Origin of the sequence: Ancylobacter sp. WKF20, assembly GCF_029760895.1 — a bacterium.
Taxonomy (GTDB): domain Bacteria; phylum Pseudomonadota; class Alphaproteobacteria; order Rhizobiales; family Xanthobacteraceae; genus Ancylobacter.
The window spans coordinates 4,267,514-4,283,944 of sequence record NZ_CP121679.1; the positions used below are offsets into that span (position 1 = coordinate 4,267,514).

General features: G+C 69.0%; 16 protein-coding genes. 7 read left to right on the top strand and 9 right to left on the bottom strand.

All coding sequences use genetic code 11. From position 1 onward, the window contains the following. Positions 1 to 251: 251 nt before the first annotated feature. The 3 genes from AncyloWKF20_RS19725 to phnX all read left to right on the top strand — a co-directional run bounded on the left by AncyloWKF20_RS19725 (position 252) and on the right by phnX (position 4,240). On the top strand, positions 252 to 2,180 hold the full coding sequence (locus tag AncyloWKF20_RS19725; RefSeq protein WP_279315644.1) for a hypothetical protein: 1,929 nt from the start codon (positions 252 to 254) through the stop codon (positions 2,178 to 2,180). A 120-nt stretch (positions 2,181 to 2,300) separates the two neighbouring features. Further along, positions 2,301 to 3,416: a TIGR03364 family FAD-dependent oxidoreductase gene (locus AncyloWKF20_RS19730; protein ID WP_279315645.1), complete on the top strand. Its 1,116-nt coding sequence runs from the start codon at positions 2,301 to 2,303 to the stop codon at positions 3,414 to 3,416. A gap of 26 nt (positions 3,417 to 3,442) precedes the next feature. Then, entirely contained in the window at positions 3,443 to 4,240 is a 798-nt protein-coding gene (gene phnX / locus AncyloWKF20_RS19735) for a phosphonoacetaldehyde hydrolase (protein ID WP_279315646.1), read from the top strand. A 3-nt stretch (positions 4,241 to 4,243) separates the two neighbouring features. Here the strand turns inward: phnX and AncyloWKF20_RS19740 are convergent, their stop codons facing one another. The 9 genes from AncyloWKF20_RS19740 to ccoN all read right to left on the bottom strand — a co-directional run bounded on the left by AncyloWKF20_RS19740 (position 4,244) and on the right by ccoN (position 13,612). Then, positions 4,244 to 5,425, bottom strand: a complete 1,182-nt coding sequence (locus AncyloWKF20_RS19740) for a hypothetical protein (protein WP_279315647.1) — start codon at positions 5,423 to 5,425, stop codon at positions 4,244 to 4,246. Continuing rightward, entirely contained in the window at positions 5,422 to 5,595 is a 174-nt protein-coding gene (gene ccoS / locus AncyloWKF20_RS19745; protein WP_279315648.1) for a cbb3-type cytochrome oxidase assembly protein CcoS, read from the bottom strand. The genes AncyloWKF20_RS19740 and ccoS overlap by 4 nt, the downstream gene beginning before the upstream one ends. Then, positions 5,592 to 7,862, bottom strand: coding sequence for a heavy metal translocating P-type ATPase (locus AncyloWKF20_RS19750; RefSeq protein WP_279315649.1), 2,271 nt, complete (start codon positions 7,860 to 7,862; stop codon positions 5,592 to 5,594). The genes ccoS and AncyloWKF20_RS19750 overlap by 4 nt, the downstream gene beginning before the upstream one ends. Positions 7,863 to 7,871: 9 nt before the next feature. Further along, positions 7,872 to 8,384 (bottom strand): FixH family protein, encoded by a 513-nt coding sequence (locus AncyloWKF20_RS19755; RefSeq protein WP_279315650.1) that lies wholly within the window; start codon positions 8,382 to 8,384, stop codon positions 7,872 to 7,874. 11 nt (positions 8,385 to 8,395) lie between these two features. After that, positions 8,396 to 9,856 carry a cytochrome c oxidase accessory protein CcoG gene (gene ccoG / locus AncyloWKF20_RS19760; RefSeq protein WP_279315651.1) on the bottom strand — a complete coding sequence of 487 codons (1,461 nt, stop codon included), beginning with the start codon at positions 9,854 to 9,856 and terminating at the stop codon, positions 8,396 to 8,398. A gap of 254 nt (positions 9,857 to 10,110) precedes the next feature. Next, complete coding sequence (ccoP, locus tag AncyloWKF20_RS19765; protein ID WP_279315652.1) at positions 10,111 to 10,995, bottom strand: cytochrome-c oxidase, cbb3-type subunit III; 885 nt, start codon at positions 10,993 to 10,995, stop codon at positions 10,111 to 10,113. Positions 10,996 to 10,999: 4 nt separating this feature from the next. Continuing rightward, entirely contained in the window at positions 11,000 to 11,155 is a 156-nt protein-coding gene (locus AncyloWKF20_RS19770) for a cbb3-type cytochrome c oxidase subunit 3 (protein WP_267583899.1), read from the bottom strand. Between the two features lie 11 nt (positions 11,156 to 11,166). Next, positions 11,167 to 11,925, bottom strand: a complete 759-nt coding sequence (ccoO, locus tag AncyloWKF20_RS19775; RefSeq protein WP_279315653.1) for a cytochrome-c oxidase, cbb3-type subunit II — start codon at positions 11,923 to 11,925, stop codon at positions 11,167 to 11,169. 10 nt (positions 11,926 to 11,935) lie between these two features. Continuing rightward, positions 11,936 to 13,612: a cytochrome-c oxidase, cbb3-type subunit I gene (ccoN, locus tag AncyloWKF20_RS19780; RefSeq protein WP_279315654.1), complete on the bottom strand. Its 1,677-nt coding sequence runs from the start codon at positions 13,610 to 13,612 to the stop codon at positions 11,936 to 11,938. A gap of 285 nt (positions 13,613 to 13,897) precedes the next feature. Between ccoN and AncyloWKF20_RS19785 the strand changes: the two genes are divergently transcribed. From AncyloWKF20_RS19785 to AncyloWKF20_RS19800, 4 genes are all read left to right on the top strand, one after another. Further along, positions 13,898 to 14,197, top strand: coding sequence for a hypothetical protein (locus AncyloWKF20_RS19785; RefSeq protein WP_279318039.1), 300 nt, complete (start codon positions 13,898 to 13,900; stop codon positions 14,195 to 14,197). A gap of 89 nt (positions 14,198 to 14,286) precedes the next feature. Further along, positions 14,287 to 14,940 carry a peptide-methionine (S)-S-oxide reductase MsrA gene (msrA, locus tag AncyloWKF20_RS19790; protein ID WP_279315655.1) on the top strand — a complete coding sequence of 218 codons (654 nt, stop codon included), beginning with the start codon at positions 14,287 to 14,289 and terminating at the stop codon, positions 14,938 to 14,940. A 142-nt stretch (positions 14,941 to 15,082) separates the two neighbouring features. After that, complete coding sequence (locus tag AncyloWKF20_RS19795; RefSeq protein WP_279315656.1) at positions 15,083 to 15,808, top strand: hypothetical protein; 726 nt, start codon at positions 15,083 to 15,085, stop codon at positions 15,806 to 15,808. Positions 15,809 to 15,928: 120 nt separating this feature from the next. Beyond that, positions 15,929 to 16,426, top strand: a complete 498-nt coding sequence (locus AncyloWKF20_RS19800) for a TIGR00645 family protein (RefSeq protein ID WP_279315657.1) — start codon at positions 15,929 to 15,931, stop codon at positions 16,424 to 16,426. Positions 16,427 to 16,431: the final 5 nt, after the last annotated feature.

The window sequence follows — 16,431 nt, forward strand, 5'->3', positions numbered from 1 at the left end:
GAGCACGCTCGCGCTCACGAGAAATAATTATGATGTGATCACTTTCCTTTCTGGCGTGGCGCCCAAGCGCCCCCTGGCACCGGTCGCGCACCCGTTCCGCGCCTTGTTTCACGCCGGGCGGAGGCGTGCGGCAGGGGTGGTCATGAACTTGCCGCACAGCGCGTTACAGTCACCCTGCGTCACGTTATTTGGTCGACAAGCGCATCCCGCTGGCCTACCGGGAGCGTGCATTCCGTTCACAGGACAGCCCGATGTCCGATAGCCCCACAGCCGATAGCGCGGCCACACCGGTGGCCGCCGGCGGCGACGCGCCGATCGAGCCGCCGCCTGAGGCGGTGCGCCGGGCTTTGGCGCAGGTGCTGGAGTCGGAAGAGCTGCGCTCCTCGCCGCAGCTCTCCACCATCCTGCGCTTCATCGTCGAGGCGACGCTGCAGGGCCGGGCCGACGCCATCAAGGGCTACACGATCGCGGTCGAGGCGCTGGGCCGCGACGCCTCCTTCGACCCGCAGACCGATCCCATCGTCCGCGTCGAGGCCACCCGGCTGCGCCGGGCGCTGGAGCGCTACTACGCCGGCGCGGGGGCGGGCGACGAGATCGAGATCGCTGTTCCTCGCGGTAGTTATGTACCTCAATTCATTCTCCGACGCGGTAGCGAGGCGCCGCTCGCGCCTGAGACCGAGCCGGCCGGCGAGGCGGAGGATGGGTCTCCGCCGGACGCACCCCTCCCTCCCGCGCTGCCCGAAAGCGGTCGCACACCGGCCGCCCGCCGCCGCCTGCCGCGGCTGGTCGCCCTCGGCACGCTTTTCCTGCTCGCCGTTCTCATCGTCACCGCCTTCACCGTCGACATGGTCGATCCGGTCGGCTGGCGCGCGCTGGTCTCCAGCGCCGCGCTGAAGCCGGTGGAGCGCGCCAACCGGCTGGGCATGCCGATGATCGAGGTGCGGGCCTTCGATTCCACCGGCGGCAAGCCGCTGCCGCCGAGCGAGATCACCGGCTCGGCCGGCGTCGTCACCAGCGGCGACTTCACCGCCCGCGCGCTGGAGGTGCGGGTGCGCGACGCGCTCGCCCATTTCGACCTGCTCGACGTGCTGGCGAGCCCGGATGTGCGCCCCGCGCTCGATTGCGGGCCGGGCAGCAACTCGCCGCATTCGGTGTTCGCGCTGGGCGGGCTGGTGGAGAACCATGACGATGGCAGCATCTCGCTACTGCTGCGGCTTTCCGACATGTGCGACGGCACCATCGTCTGGTCGCGCGAGTTCGACAGCCTGAAGCGCGGCGGCGACGCCACCGCTTCGGAAATCGCGCTGGTGCGCGACATCATGGCGGCGATCGCCGAGCCCTACGGCATCATCCAGGCGCGGGCGCGGGCGCAGGTGATGGCGGCCGGCGGCGTGGCCAATGCCGGCCCCTATGGCTGCGTGCTGCTGGCCTATTCCTACTGGCGCTCCTATCGGCCGGAGGAGCATGAGCGGGCGCGCACCTGCCTTGAAGCCGCCGTGGCGGCCGATCGCGGCTTCGCGCTGGGCTATGCGCTGCTGGCCGAGCTGACGCTCGACGAGATCCGCAACGGCGCCGCGGCGGCCTCGCCCAAGCCCGCCGCGAACCGCGCGCTGGCCGCCGCCGAGCAGGCGGTGGAGCTCGCGCCGACCAGCGCGCTTGCCCAGCGTGCGCTGATGCATGTGCATTTCTTCCGGGGCGAGCGGGGCGGGGTGCTGGCCGCCGGCGAGGCGGCGCTGGCGCTCAATCCGTATGACGTCGACGTGCTGGCCGATTTCGGCGGGCAGCTCATCCTGTTCGGCGAGGTCGAGCGGGGCGAAGCGATGCTGGCGAGCGCCACCAAGATCGCGCCGGGCATGCCGCCGGCGGTGGATTATTACCAGGTGATCGCCGCCTATCTGCGCGGCGACGCGCCGGCCGCGGCGGCTGCCGCCGACCAGCTGATGGGCGAGGGCTATGCGCCGGGCCTGCTTGCCCGCGCGCTTGCCGCCCATCTCGCCGGCGAGGAAGAAGCGGCCCGCGCCGATATCCGCCGGCTCACAGAAGTCGTGCCGCTCTGGGCCACCGACCCGGACGCCATGGTCGCCCGCTTCTTTCCGCGCGCCGAGATCGCCCGGCAGGTGCGCGAGGATCTGATCGCGCTTGGCCTGCCCATGCGTAAGACCTCCGCTGCCGCCAACTGAACCTGCAAGGTTCGGCCTTGGTCGCGTAGCGCGCCGGCGGCGAACGCGCTATGAGGCTGTTCCCACCTCCTGCCTTCCCCGTTGCCGCCTTTCCCTTTGCAGCTCTGCCGGATGCTTCCCATGTCGCACAGCTATGATCTCGCCATTGTCGGCGCGGGAGTCGTTGGTCTGGGTCACGCGATCGCGGCGCTGCGGCGCGGGCTCAAGGTGGTGGTGATCGACCGTGACGCGCAGGCTAATGGCGCCTCGATCCGCAATTTCGGTTTCGTCACCGTCACCGGCCAGCAGCGCGGCGAATGCTGGCGTCGCGCGGTGCGCTCGCGCGACATCTGGGCCGAGATCGCGCCCCAGGCCGGCATCGAGGTCATCCATCGCGGCCTGCTGGTCGCCGGGCGCCGGCCCGAGGCGATGCCGGTGCTGGAAGCCTTCCGGGCGACGGAAATGGGCGAGGGCTGCGAGCTGCTCACGCCCGACGAGGCCCGCGCACGCCTTCCGGCACTCACCGGCGAGCTTTCCGGCGCGCTGTGGAGCCCGCACGACATGCGGGTGGAATCGCGCCACGCCATCCCCAAACTCGCCGCGTGGCTTGCCGGGCAGGGCGTCACCTTCCGCCGCGAGACTGCAGTAACCGGCGTCGAGCCCGGCAAGGTCCACACCTCCGGCGGCACCGTCACCGCGGCGCGCATCGTTGTCGCGCCGGGCGATGATTTTCACACGCTGTTCGAGGATCGCTTCAAGCTCTACGGCGTCACCCGCTGCAAGCTGCACATGCTGCGCGTCAGCGATCCCGCGCTTGGCACGCTGCCCGGCTCGGTGATGACCGACCTCTCGCTCGGCCGCTATCTGGGCTATGCGGAACTGCCCGAGGCCGAGCCGCTGAAGCGCCGCCTGGCCGTTGAGCAGGCCGCGCATCTGGAGCATGGCGTTCATCTCATCGTCGTGCAGTCGGCCGATGGTTCACTGGTGGTGGGTGACAGTCATCATTATGGCGCCACGCCCGATCCCTTCGCGCCGGAGTTCGTCGATGAGCTGATCCTGGACGAATATGCCGCGCTGTTCGGGCGCCGGCCGCACGTCACGGAACGCTGGATCGGCACCTATGCCTCGGCGAGCGACCGGCTCGCCTTCATCGACCGGCCGCATGACGACATCCGCCTCGTGGTGGTGACCAGCGGCACCGGCGCTTCCACCGGCTTTGCCATCGCCGAGGAAGCGGTGGCGGAGCTGTTCGGCTGATCGTCTCACCTTTTGAGGACTGGACCATGCTCAAGGCGCTGATTCTGGACTGGGCCGGCACGGCCGTTGATTTCGGCTCGCGCGCCCCGATGGGCGCCTTTGTCGAAGCCTTCGCGCGCTTCGGCGTGACGGTCTCCATCGAGGAGGCGCGTGGGCCGATGGGCCTGCCCAAGCGCGACCATGTGGCGAGCCTGATCTACAGCCCGGCCATCGCGCCGCGCTGGCAGGAGGCGCACGGCGCTGCCCCGACCGAGGCCGATGTCGATCGTGTGCTCGCCGTGTTCGAGCCGCTCAATGTCGAAGTCATTCCGCGCCATGCCGACCTCATTCCCGGCCTGCTCGACGTGGTCGCGGAAGCCCGCCGGCGCGGCATGAAGATCGGCTCCACCACGGGCTATACCCGCCCGATCATGGAAAAGCTGATGCCGCTCGCCGCCAGCGCCGGCTATGCGCCGGACAATGTGGTCTGCGCCGGCGATCTCGCGGCGGGGCGGCCGAGCCCGTTGATGATGTACCGCACCTTCGCCGATATCGGCGTGTGGCCGCCGAGCGCCTGCGTGAAGCTCGACGATACCGAGCCGGGCATCGCCGAAGGGCTGGCGGCCGGCACCTGGACGGTGGGTCTGGCTTTGTCCGGTAATGCCGCCGGCCTCTCCAAGGCCGAGCTCGACCGGCTCTCGCCGGATGAGCGCGCCGCGCTGCGCAAGCGCGCGACCGACAAGCTCGCGGGTGCGGGCGCGCATTTCGTCATCGACACGGTGGCGGACCTGCTGCCGGTGCTCGACGCCATCGAGGCACGCCTTGCCGCCGGGCTGCGGCCCTGATCCTCAGGCCAGCGCGCCCGACACCAGCACGCCCGCCAGCGCGGCGGTGAGCATCAGCCCGTCATGGGCGGCGAGTTGCAGGCGGGTCGGGCGACCCGCCTCATGCAGCATCAGCGTCGCCCCGCACATGGCGAGCGACCAGCCGGCGCCGACGCACAGAAAGGCCGTCCCGATGCCGAGCGCATCGGGTGCAATTCGCACCATCCCGGCCGCACCGAGGCAGAGGGTGAGCGCGAGAGCAGCCAGCCGCGCTGCGCCGAGCCGGCCGGCCAGCGCGCCGCCGGCCAGCGCCGGGGCGTACATCGCCACCACATGCCAGGCGACGAGGCCGGAGACCAGCGGCACGCCGACGCCGCAGCCGACCAGCGCCAGCGGCGCGCCGGCCATGGCGGAGGTCATCGCCCCCCAGGCCAGCGCCCCGATCAGCGTCGGCAGGGCGAGCGCGCGCCAGGCCAAGGGCGCGGGCACCGCGCGTGCGGCGGTGGCCTCGACGGTGAAGTCGGCATGGGAAAACCGCGCCTCCGGCAGCATCACAGCGAAGGCGAGCGCGCCGAGCTGGGCGAGGGCGGCGAGGATCAGCGTGCCGGCGAAGCTGTAGGGCACGAACAAAGCTTCCGCCCGCTCGGCCAGCAGCGGGCCGGCAAGGCCCGCCAGCGCGCCGGCACCGATCAGCCGGGCGACCGCTCCCGGCCGGCCGGCCGCTTCCGCGCCGAAGGCGGCGGCGTGGCGGTAGAACATGCCGAAGCCTTGAGCGGCGCCGAGCCAGAAGGCGCCGACGACCAGCAGCGGAAAGGCCGCCGCCATCACCGCATAGGCGCAGATGAGCCCGCCGGCTATGCCGAGGCTCGCCCCCAGCGCGAAGCCGGCGCGGCGGCCAAAGCCATCGAGCAGCAGGCTGGCGGGAAGGCTCGCCAGCGCCGCCCCGGCGAGGAAGGCGGCGAGCGGCAGGCCGGCGGCGGGGATCAGCCCGCCCAGCGCATGGGTGGGCGCCAGCATGGCGCCGGCCAGCGGCAGTGCGCCCAGCGTCAGCGCCTGCGCCAGCACCACGAGGGCGAAGCCGGCGGCAAGCGGCAGCGCCCCGGCGCGGCGGCGCAGCGCCAGCGGCGCGTCCTCAGGGCAGGCGCAGCCAAGCCGGCCGGCGCGCAGCCCCTCCGCCTCGGCGCCGAACAGGTCGCCCGCGCTCATGGCCGCCTCGGGCCTTGGGCCGGCGGGGCGAGGTCGTCATCGTTCAGCACCCGCAGCGCGGCGCCGTCGAGATCGTCATATTGCCCGCTGCGCAGCGACCACAGGAAGGCGAGCAGGCCGAGAAGCCCGAGGCCGAGGGCGGCGGGGACCAGATAGAGCAGGATGGTCATCGGGCCCCCTTGATGCCGATGCGGGCGCGCAGCGCATTGAGCGTGACGATCACCGAGGAGCCGGACATGGCGAGCGCGGCGATGAGCGGCGTCACCAGCCCGGAAATGGCGAGCGGCACGGCGATGAGATTGTAGACGACCGCGATCAACAGGTTCTCGCGCATCAGCGCCCGCGCCTTGGCGGCGACCGCCAGCGCGGTTTCGACCGGGGCGAGCCGGTCACCGAGGAACACGGCGTCGGCATGGGCGCGGGTCACATCCGCCGCGGTGATCGGCGAGAGCGAGACATGGGCGCTGGCCAGCGAAGGCGCGTCATTCAGGCCGTCGCCGACCATCAGCACGCGGTGGCCCTCGCTGGCGAGGGTGTCGAGCACGGCGATCTTGCCGGCGGGGCGGGTCTGCGACCACCAGTCGGTGACGCCGAGCGTGGCGGCGACGGGGGCGACGGCTTCCTCGCGGTCGCCTGAGAGCAGCACGACATGGAGGCCGGTGCCGCGCGGCCCACCGGAGGTCTTCAGGCGGCTCACCACGGCCTGCGCATCCGGCCGCAGCGCCTGGCGGATCTCCAGTACCGCCGTGCGCTCGCCGAGCCGCACCGCCACCAGCGAGGTGTCCGCCGCGTGCGGGGCATCGTCGGCGCAGCCGCAGAAGGCCGGGCTGCCGAGCCGCGCGACGCGCCCGTTGATCGTCGCCTCAAGGCCGAAGCCTGAGGTCTCGCGCGCCGCCGCCACCGGCACGGCGTCCGGCCGCAGGGCGGCAATGGCGCGGGCGAGCGGGTGGGTGCTGGCGAGCGCCAGCCGCGCGGCGGCATCCATCAGATCGGGAGGGATGGCGGCGGCGTTGGCGACGCTCGGCTCCGGCAGAGTGAGCGTGCCCGTCTTGTCGAAGGCGACGGTATCGACCTCGGCCAGCCGCTCGAAAGCGTCGCCGGAATTGAGCAGGATGCCGTGGCGCATCAGCGTGCCGGCGGCGACCACCTGCACGGCGGGCACCGCCAGCGCCAGCGCACAGGGGCAGGTGATGATGAGCACGGCGACGGCGATCAGCACCGCCTGATGCAGCGAGGCACCGGCGATCAGCCAGCCGATCAGCGAGAAAAGCGCGGTTGCGTGGACCACCGGCGCGTAGAGCCGCGCGGCCCGGTCGGCGAGGCGCACATAGCGCCCGCGCGCCGTCGCCGCCTTGTCGAGCAGCCGCTCGATCTCGTCGAGAAACGTGTCCTCGCCTGCTGCCGTGGTGCGCAGCCGCAGCGCGCCATCCTGCACGAGGCTGCCGGCATGGACCATGGCGCCGGCCTCCACCGGGCGGGGCAGCGTCTCGCCGGTGACGAGGCTCTCATCCACCGCTGCGCGGCCGGAGACCACGATGCCGTCCACCGGTGCCCGCTCGCCCGCGCTCACCATCACCTCGTCACCCGCCACCACGGCGGCGGCGGGAACGGTGACGAGGCTGCCATCGGGCGCGAAGCGGCGCGCGCTCACCGCCTTCAGCGCGGCGAGATTGCCGGCCTCGGCCCGCGTCTTGCGGCGCATGGCATGGTCGAGATAGCGGCCGGTCAGCAGGAAGAAGAGCAGCATCACGGCGGAATCGAAATAGGCGTGCTCGGCATGGTTCAGCGTCTCGAAGACCGAGACGCCGAGAGCCAGCATGACGCCGAGCGTGATCGGCACGTCCATGTTGAGCGAGCGCGACTTCAGCGCCCGCAGTGCGCTCTGGAAGAAGGGCTGTCCGGCATAGGCGGCGGCCGGCAGCGCGATCACCGCCGACAGCCAATGGAACAGGTCGCGCGTCTCCGGGGTGATGTCGGTGGCGTTGCCCGACCAGATCGAGACCGAGAGCAGCATGATGTTCATCGCCGCGAAGCCCGCGACCGCGAGGCAGCGTAGCAAATGCCGGGCATTGGCGTGCTCGATGGCTTCCAGCCGGTCCGCCTCGAACGGGTAGGCGCGGTAGCCGATCCGCCCGAGCGCGTCGAGTACCGCTTCGGGGCGTGCTTTCTCGCGCGCCGCCCAGCCGACGGTGAGGCGGTGGGCGGTGTAGTTCAGCCGGGCGCGGGCGACACCGTCCAGCGCCTCGGCCGCGTCCTCGATCTCGTCGATGCAGGCGGCGCAGTCGATGCCTTCGATGGCGAACGCCATCTCCGCCCCGCCACCGGCCTCCTCGCGCAGGAACAGCGAGAAATCGCGCGGCGCTTCAGCCGGCGTCGGCGCAGCGATGGCCGGTGCCGGCTCGGCCGCACGGGGAAAGGCGATCACCTGCGCGCCCATGCGAGTGCCCTAGCGCACGATGATGCGGTTCATCGAGCGGTAGACCCGCTCGCCGCCGCGCGTGAAGTCGATCACCAGCTCCCACTGGCCGGCCGGAATATCGCTAGGCGCGCTCCACTGGCCCGCGGCGAGCTCGCTTGGCGTCAGCACCATGTCGAGTTTGCGGTTGGTCGGGTGATGCAGCTCCACGGCGAGATCGACGCCGTCGAGCGGCAGGCCCATCGCGTCGCGCGCGCTCACTACTACGCGGGACGGCTCGACATGGGCGTCGACCTGCCAGCGCAGCTGGGCCTGCGCTGCCGCGGCCTCGCTGTCGCGGCGGAAGTCGAGCCCGGCCTTATAGGAGCTTTCTGTTTCCACGCCGCCGAAGCTGGTCACCGCCGCACGCACCAGGAAGAAATTGGCGGCGAAGACGATGCCGAAGAAGCCGAGGAAGATGGCGAGCACAGTGCGCCCGGTGATCTGGCGCCCGGTGATCGGACGGCCGGCGGGCCCGGCGGCATCGGTGACGTCATAGGCCATGGCGGTTCTCCTCAGGGGCCCTTGAAGTGGTCGGGGGCCGTGCTCGCCTGGCCGGCGGCGACGTCGGTGATGGTGAAGGTCGCGGGAAGCGAGGCGTTGGCCGGCAGCTTGGCGTGGGTCGAGACCAGCACGCGCAGCTCATAGGTCTGGTCCGGTCCGACCTCGACCACCGGCTGGTCATTGACCATCGTGCTCACCCCGCCGGCGACTTCGAGCCGGGCGTCCGGCACGCCGGCCACCGAAATGGCGAAGCGGCGCGGCTGGTTCAGCTTGTTGACGATGCGCAGCGTGTAGGCGTTGCGGATCGAGCCATCCGAGAGCTGGACGAAGAGCGGGTTGCGGTCATGCAGCACCGAGACGCTCTCCGTGGTCCGCGCGGCGAGCGTGTAGAGCATGATGCCGCCGATCAGCGCGATCAGCGCGAGATAGAGCACGGTGCGCGCGCGGAAGATGCGGGTGATCGGCGCCTGCCCCTTGATGCGGCGCTGCACGTTCATCTCGGTGTCGTAGGCGATCAGCGCCGTGGGGCGGCCGACCTTCTTCATCACCGTGTCGCAGGCGTCGATGCACAGGCCGCACTGGATGCAGGCGAGCTGGCTGCCGAGGCGAATGTCGACGCCCGTCGGGCAGGCGGAGACGCACTGCCGGCAGTCGATGCAGTCGCCGGCCGGCAGGCCCTCGCGCTTCAGCGCCTCGGTCTTCTTGAAGGAGCCGCGCGGCTCGCCCCGGTCATAGCGATAGGTGACGTTGAGCGCGTATTCGTCGGTCAGCGCCGCCTGGATGCGCGGCCACGGGCACATATAGGTGCACACCTGCTCGCGCATGTGGCCGGCGAGCACATAGGTGGTGAAGGTGAGGATGCCGATCCACAGATAGGCGACGGCCGGGCCCTGGCCCTTGAGGAGCTGCAGGGTCAGCGTCGGCGCGTCGGCGAAATAAAGCACCCAGGCGCCGCCGGTCCACCACGCGACCATCAGCCAGAGGAAATGCTTGGACGCGGCCTCAAAGGCGCGCTGGGCGCGCGAGGCGTGCTTGAGCTTCTCGCGGCGCTGGCGCGGATCGCCCTCGACCATGCGCTCGATGGCCTGGAACAGGTCGGTCCACACGGTCTGCGGGCACAGATAGCCGCACCACAGCCGGCCGGCGACGGCGTTCATCAGGAACAGCACCAGCGCGGCGAGGATCAGCAGCCCGGTGACGTAATAAATTTCCTGCGGCCAGATCTCGATGAAGAAGAAGTAGAAGCGGCCATTGACCAGATCGACCAGCACCGCCTGGGAGGGGGCGTTCGGGCCGCGGTCCCAGCGCAGGAAGGGCAGCAGGTAATAAATGCCGAGCGTGATGACGAGCAGCATCCACTTGATGCGGCGGAACGTGCCGTGGACGGCGATCGGGTAGATCTTGCGGCGCGCCTCATAGAGCGGTCCGTCGATCTCGGTGTCCACGGTCTGCGGTTTTGTTGCCACGTTCATCGTCTTCCCCGGGCACGGCGACAGCTTCTTTTAGGGCTTCGAAGCTACGCCTTTGATCCGGTCGATGACGGGCGGGAAAATGCTTATGCGGCGGCACGCCACGGTCCGCCACGACGTGCCAGGCTTCCCTCACGCCGTCATCCCGGACGGTCCGCTGGACCGATCCGGGAGAGGTGTCGGGCCGCGCGCGCCCTTCAGCGCGCGCCGGCATGCCGGTCTCCGATCAGGCGTCGCCACCGGATCGGAAAGGGTTCTTACTGGCCGCCACCTAGCGCGTGGACATAGACGGTCAGCGCCTTGATGGTCGTCGGGTCGAGGCGCGTGCCCCAGGCCGGCATGATGCCGCCGCGGCCATTGGTCAGCGTGGCTATCACGCTGTCGCGGCCGGAGCCATACAGCCAGATGCCGTCGGTGAGGTTCGGCGCGCCGAGCTCGATATTGCCCTTGGCGTCGGCGCCGTGGCAGGCGGCGCAGTTCGCCTCGAACACTTCCTTGCCCTTGGCGAGGTCGGGGGTGACACCCGCCGGCACCGGCAGGTTGCTGAGCGAGCGGACATAATCCGCCACCGCGACGATCTCCGGGCGCTGCAGGATGCCGTCGCGGCCGAAGGCGGGCATGTCGCCGACATGCGCGTCCGGGTCCGCCGAGCGGATGCCGTGCAGCAGGGTCTGCTGGATCTGCTCCAGCGAGCCGCCCCACATCCAGTCGTCGTCATTCAGGTTCGGGTAGCCCTTGGCACCGCCGCCGCCCGCGCCATGGCAGGGCGCGCAATTATTGGCGAAGGCCGCGCGGCCCTGCGCCCGGGCGAAGGAGAGCAGCTCCGGCGTGCTTTCGATCTGCTCCAGCGAGGCGGCCGCCAGCTTGTCGGCGAAGACGGCGCGCTGCGCGGTGAGGTCGGCAAGCTGCACCTGCACCGCATCGCGCGACTTCCAGCCGAGCACGCCGCTCGTATAGGAGCTGACCAGCGGCCAGGCCGGGTACACGATCCAATAGCCCACCGCCCAGACGATGGTGAGGTAGAAGACCCACAGCCACCAGCGCGGCAGGGGGGTGTTCAGCTCGCGGATGCCGTCCCACTCGTGGCCGGTCGTCGCGACGCCGCTGATGGCGTCCACATCGGGTTTGTGAATATCGGCCATGATGTCAGTCCTCGCTCAGAGGCAGGCGGGCGGCGTGGTCGAACTGCGCCTTGCGCGAGGGCGAGAGCGCATAGACCAGCACGCAGAGGAAAAGGCCCACGAAGTAGAGAAGCCCCCAGGTCTGGGCGAATTCGGCGAGGGCGCGATAGGTCTCGTTCATGTCCATCTCCCTCAGCGAATATTCGCCTTGTCGTCATAGAGCTTGAAGTCGACCATGGTGCCGAGCGCCTGGAGATAGGCGATCAGCGCGTCGGCTTCGGTGATTTCCTTCGGGTTGCCGTCGAAGTCGCGGACATGGGCGCCGGGGTAGCGCTTCTGCAGCTCCGCCGCGTCGCCATCCAGGGTCGCCTGGAGGCGCAGGTCGGCGATCGCCTTTTCCTTCATCTCGTCCGTGTAGGGCACGCCGAGGATGGCGTTGACCGCGACGTCCTCGCCGATGTTCTCGTATTTCAGCGGCGTCTTTTCCAGGAACGGGTAGCCCGGCATGATCGAGCCCGGCACCACCGAGCGCGGATCGGCGAGGTGCTGGCGCTGCCACTCGTCGGAATACTTCTCACCGACGCGGGCAAGGTCCGGCCCGGTGCGCTTGGAGCCCCACTGGAACGGGTGGTCATACATGCTCTCGGCCGCCAGCGAGTAGTGGCCGTAGCGTTCCACCTCGTCGCGCAGCGGGCGGATCATCTGCGAGTGGCAGTTGTAGCAGCCCTCGCGGACATAGATGTTGCGCCCGGCGAGCTCGAGCGGCGTGTAGGGGCGCACGCCGGAGACGGTCTCGATCGTGCTCTTGAGGTAGAAGAGCGGTACGATCTCGACGAGCCCGCCGACCGAGATCACCAGCAGGATGCCGATGATCAGCCAGATCGAGTTCTTCTCGAAGAAGGCGTGCTTGGCCCAGAAGGACTTCTTGGGGGATGCGGCCAGTTCAGCCATGTGTCTGTCCTCACTCAGCCGGCACGAGGGACGGGGTCCGCACGCCGGTGTCGGCTTCGACGGTTCCCGGCTGGCGGATGGTCATGAAGATGTTGAAGGCCATCAGCAGGGCGCCGATCAGGAACAGCACGCCGCCCAGCGCCCGGATGATGTAGAAGGGGTGCATCGCCTCGACGGTCTCGATGAAGGAGTATTCGAGGAAGCCGAGCGAGGTGTAGGCGCGCCACATCAAGCCCTGCAGGATGCCCGCCACCCACATCGACGAGATGTAGAAGACGATGCCGATGGTGGAGATCCAGAAGTGCCAGTTGACGAGGCGCAGCGAGTAGAGCTCGCGCTTCTGCCAGAGCCACGGCACCAGGCAGTAGATCGCGCCGAAGGAGATGTAGGCGACCCAGCCCAGCGCGCCGGAATGGACGTGGCCGATGGTCCAGTCGGTGTAGTGGCTGAGCGAGTTCACCGCCTTCACCGACATCAGCGGACCCTCGAAGGTCGACATGCCGTAGAAGGCGACCGAGACCACCATCAGGCGCAGCACCGGGTCGGTGCGCAGCTTGTCCCAGGCGCCGGAGAGGGTCATCAGGCCGTTGATCATGCCGCCCCAGGAGGGCATCCACAGCATGATCGAGAAGGTCATGCCCAGCGTCTGCGCCCAGTCGGGCAGGGCGGTGTAGTGCAGGTGATGCGGGCCGGCCCAGATATAGAGGAAGATGATCGCCCAGAAATGCACGATCGACAGCCGGTAGGAGTAGACCGGCCGCTCGGCGCGCTTGGGGATGAAGTAGTACATGATGGCGAGGAAGCCGGCGGTCAGGAAGAAGCCGACCGCGTTATGGCCGTACCACCACTGCACCATCGCATCCTGCACGCCCGCCCAGACGATGTAGGACTTGGGCGAGAACACCGAGATCGGGATGCTGGCATTGTTGCCGAGATGCAGCACGGCGATGGTGACGATGAAGGCGAGGTAGAACCAGTTCGCCACATAGATATGCGGCTCCTGCCGGCGCCACAGCGTGGCGAGGAAGACCAGCAGATAGGTCACCCACACGACGGTCAGCCACAGGTCGGCGTACCATTCCGGCTCGGCGTATTCCTTGCCCTGGGTGATGCCGAGCAGATAGCCCGTGCCGGCGATGACGATGAAGAAGTTGTAGCCGAGCACGACGAACCACGGCGCCAGATAGCCGGCGAGCCGGGCGCGCGAGGTGCGCTGCACCACATAGAAAGAGGTCGCCAGCAGCACATTGCCGCCGAAGGCGAAGATCACCGCCGAGGTGTGCAGCGGCCGCAGCCGTCCGAAGGCGGTCCAGGGCAGGTCGAAATTCAGCACCGGAAAGGCAAGTTGGAAGGCGATGACGACGCCGACCAGGAAGCCGGCAATGCCCCAGAACACCGCCGCGATGGTTGCGAACTTCACAGGCCCGAAATTGTAGTTCGGCTTGCCGTCGATGGTCAGCGCCGGCAGCTCGGCCGGGCGGTCCATGTAGCGGTTGAGGATGACGAACACCGTCGCCAGGCTCGCAAAGGCCGACAGATAGGCGTGGAAGGCATAGGCGCTGTCCTGCGCCTTCGCCGCCACGGTGATGGTTGAGAGGGCGAGAAGGGCGAAGACGACGGCAAGGCCACCCTCGCCGAATGTCAGACTCTTCTTTGCGCCCCCGGCGACGCTGCTTTGCTGCGACATCAGACCCTCCTCGCCCGGATCCTGGTGGCGTGCCCACATCAGACCTGGAACGACTCCATTTTTCCGGCTGGAGCTTTCGCGCTGCGGGAAGGTCGCGGCCTTGATGCAGGTCAAGGCTAGGTGTCTTCACGGACGCGCGAGGCGGCGGCGCAATGCCGCGCCGCAGCAGGGCTTTCACAGTGTCGCCCGCCATGGGGTTGCCCGCGCCCGGCGCGGGCGTCTAAGAGGGGGCGGCGCGCATATGGGTGCGCGGGGCTCTGGGGCGATGAGGTCGACGTGCTGCGCATGATCCGCTTCCTGCTGCGCTTTCTCGGCATCTGGCTGATGGCCGGCGGCTTCGTCGCGCTGGTGCTGGACGGGGTGCGCTCCATCGCCTCGGCCGAGCTGGTCGCCACCCCGCTCGGCGTCACCTGGCTCGCCACCCATGAGGAGAGCCTCGCCGCCTTCCAGCAATGGATCGGCGACAGGCTGCCGGCGGGCACATGGGATCTGGTGGTCGCGCCGATCCTTCAGGCCCCGCTCTTTCTCGTGCTGGCGGTGATCGGCCTCGTGCTCATGCTGCTGGGCCGTCCGCGCGCCGACTGACGCGGTTCGCGAGGGGGTCGCGCGGCCTCGACCCTCGCAAAAATCGCTCGCGATACTTACATTGGCGCCATCCAACGCGAGGACGCGCCATGTTCTTCTTCAAGAAGAGTCCCGAAATGCCGACCCCCGCCGAGGCGCTGCCCGGCCGGTCGCGCCCGCTTCCCACCGCCACCCACCATTTCGTCAACAAGCGCCCGCTCAAGGGGCCCTATCCCGAGGGTCTGGAGACCGCGATCTTTGGCCTCGGCTGCTTCTGGGGCGCCGAGCGCAAGTTCTGGCAGACGCCCGGCGTCTGGGTCACCGCCGTCGGCTACATCAACGGCATCACCCCGAACCCGACCTATGAGGAGACCTGCACCGGCCTCACCGGCCATGCCGAGGCGGTGCTGGTGGTCTTCGATCCCGCGCAGGTGAGCTATGAGCAGCTTCTCAAGCTGTTCTGGGAGATCCACGACCCGACGCAGGGCATGCGCCAGGGCAATGATGTCGGCACCACCTACCGCTCGGGCATCTACGCTACCTCGCCCGCGCAGAAGGCCGCCGCCGAGGCGAGCCGCGCCGCCTATGACGTGGCGCTGAAGGCCAATGGCTACCCGCCGATCACCACCGAGATCGTCGAGGCGCCGGTGTTCTATTTCGCCGAGGAGTACCACCAGCAGTACCTCGCCAAGAACCCGAACGGCTATTGCGCGCTCAGCGGCACCGGCGTCTCCTGCCCGATCGGCACCGGCGTCACCGCCTGAAGCCTGCGGGCGGGGGCGTACCCGCCGCCCGATCTTCCCGTGTGGGGGTGTCGATTGTTGATCGCATCGCCGGCGGCACCTTCCGCCGGGCGGGGCGGCGGACGTAGTCTCGGGCCATCGTAGCCACCCGCGAGGGACCGCCGTGACCGCCCGCCTGACACCCCGCTTCTTCCTCGCCGCCCTCGTGGCGGCGCTCCCCTTCGCCGTGCCGAGCGTACAGGCCCAGTCGCCCGCGCCGCCGGTGCCGCAACTACCCGCGACGCTGCGCGATGCGCGCTATTGCGAGATCGTGCCGGTTCATGTGACCCGCGAGGGGCTGCGCGCCTCGGTCTACAACACGCTCGGCTTCGACGACTGCCCGGCCGACAAATGGGAGGCGCTCACCCGTCTCCAGCTGTTCCGCCAGTTCGATACGCTCGCCGTGGTGATGAACGGGCCGCGCCATTTCATCATGGACGGCATCAGCGCCACCGGTGCCACCAAGACCGGCGAGGTCATCACAATCGGCGGCATCACGCTGGCCAAGCGCGCCGAGGTGGGCCTGTCCCTGCATCAGGTGATGGGGCCGGCCTATACCGAGCAAACCATAGAGCGCGACACCACCTACCGCTTCGATGCCGGCAAGCCGGTCTTCACCCTCACCGCGCCGGACGGGGCGGTCTATGTGATGCAGTCCTACGCCCAGATCGTCGACCCGGCGCTCACCTATGCCGACTTGCCGGCGCTTGGCGCCAAGCTGAAGCTGCCCGCCGGCTGGAGCTATGGCACGCGCACGCCCGACGCCGACCTGCTGCTCACCGCCAGCGGCACGGCAACGGTGGTTCAGGACGACCTGAAGAACACCTACCAGAAGATGCCGCCGCGCTGAGCGCGGGGCTCCGAGACGCGGCGCCGGCCCGATGGAAGGCCGGCGTTCGCCTAGGGGCCTTGCCGCCGGGCGGGCGCCGTGTCACCCCTTCGCAGTCGCGAAAGGGAGTGGACCCGCCCCATGCAGAAGCTTATCGAACGCTTCATCTTCATCAGCCGCTGGATCATGGCGCCGTTCTATATCGGGCTTGTCATTGCGCTGCTGGTGCTGCTGTTCAAGTTCGGCCATGAGCTGTTCCACTTTGTCACCCATGCCTATGCCTCGGATGAGGCCGACATCATCCTCGGCCTGCTCGCGCTGATCGACCTCACCTTCACTGGCAGCCTGGTCATCATCGTGATCTTCTCGGGTTATGAGAATTTCGTCTCGCGCATTGATGCCGAGGGCCATGAAAACTGGCCGGAATGGATGACCAAGGTGGACTTTGCCGGGCTGAAGCAGAAGCTGCTCGCCTCCATCGTCGCCATCTCCGCCATTGCCCTGCTCAAGGCCTTCATGAATCTCGACAAGGGCGTGGACGAGAAGCAGCTCATGTGGCTGGTCATCATCCACATGGTGTTCGTCGTCTCCGGCGTGGTGCTGGCCTGGACCGACCGGCTGTCGGAAAAGGGGCACTGAATTTA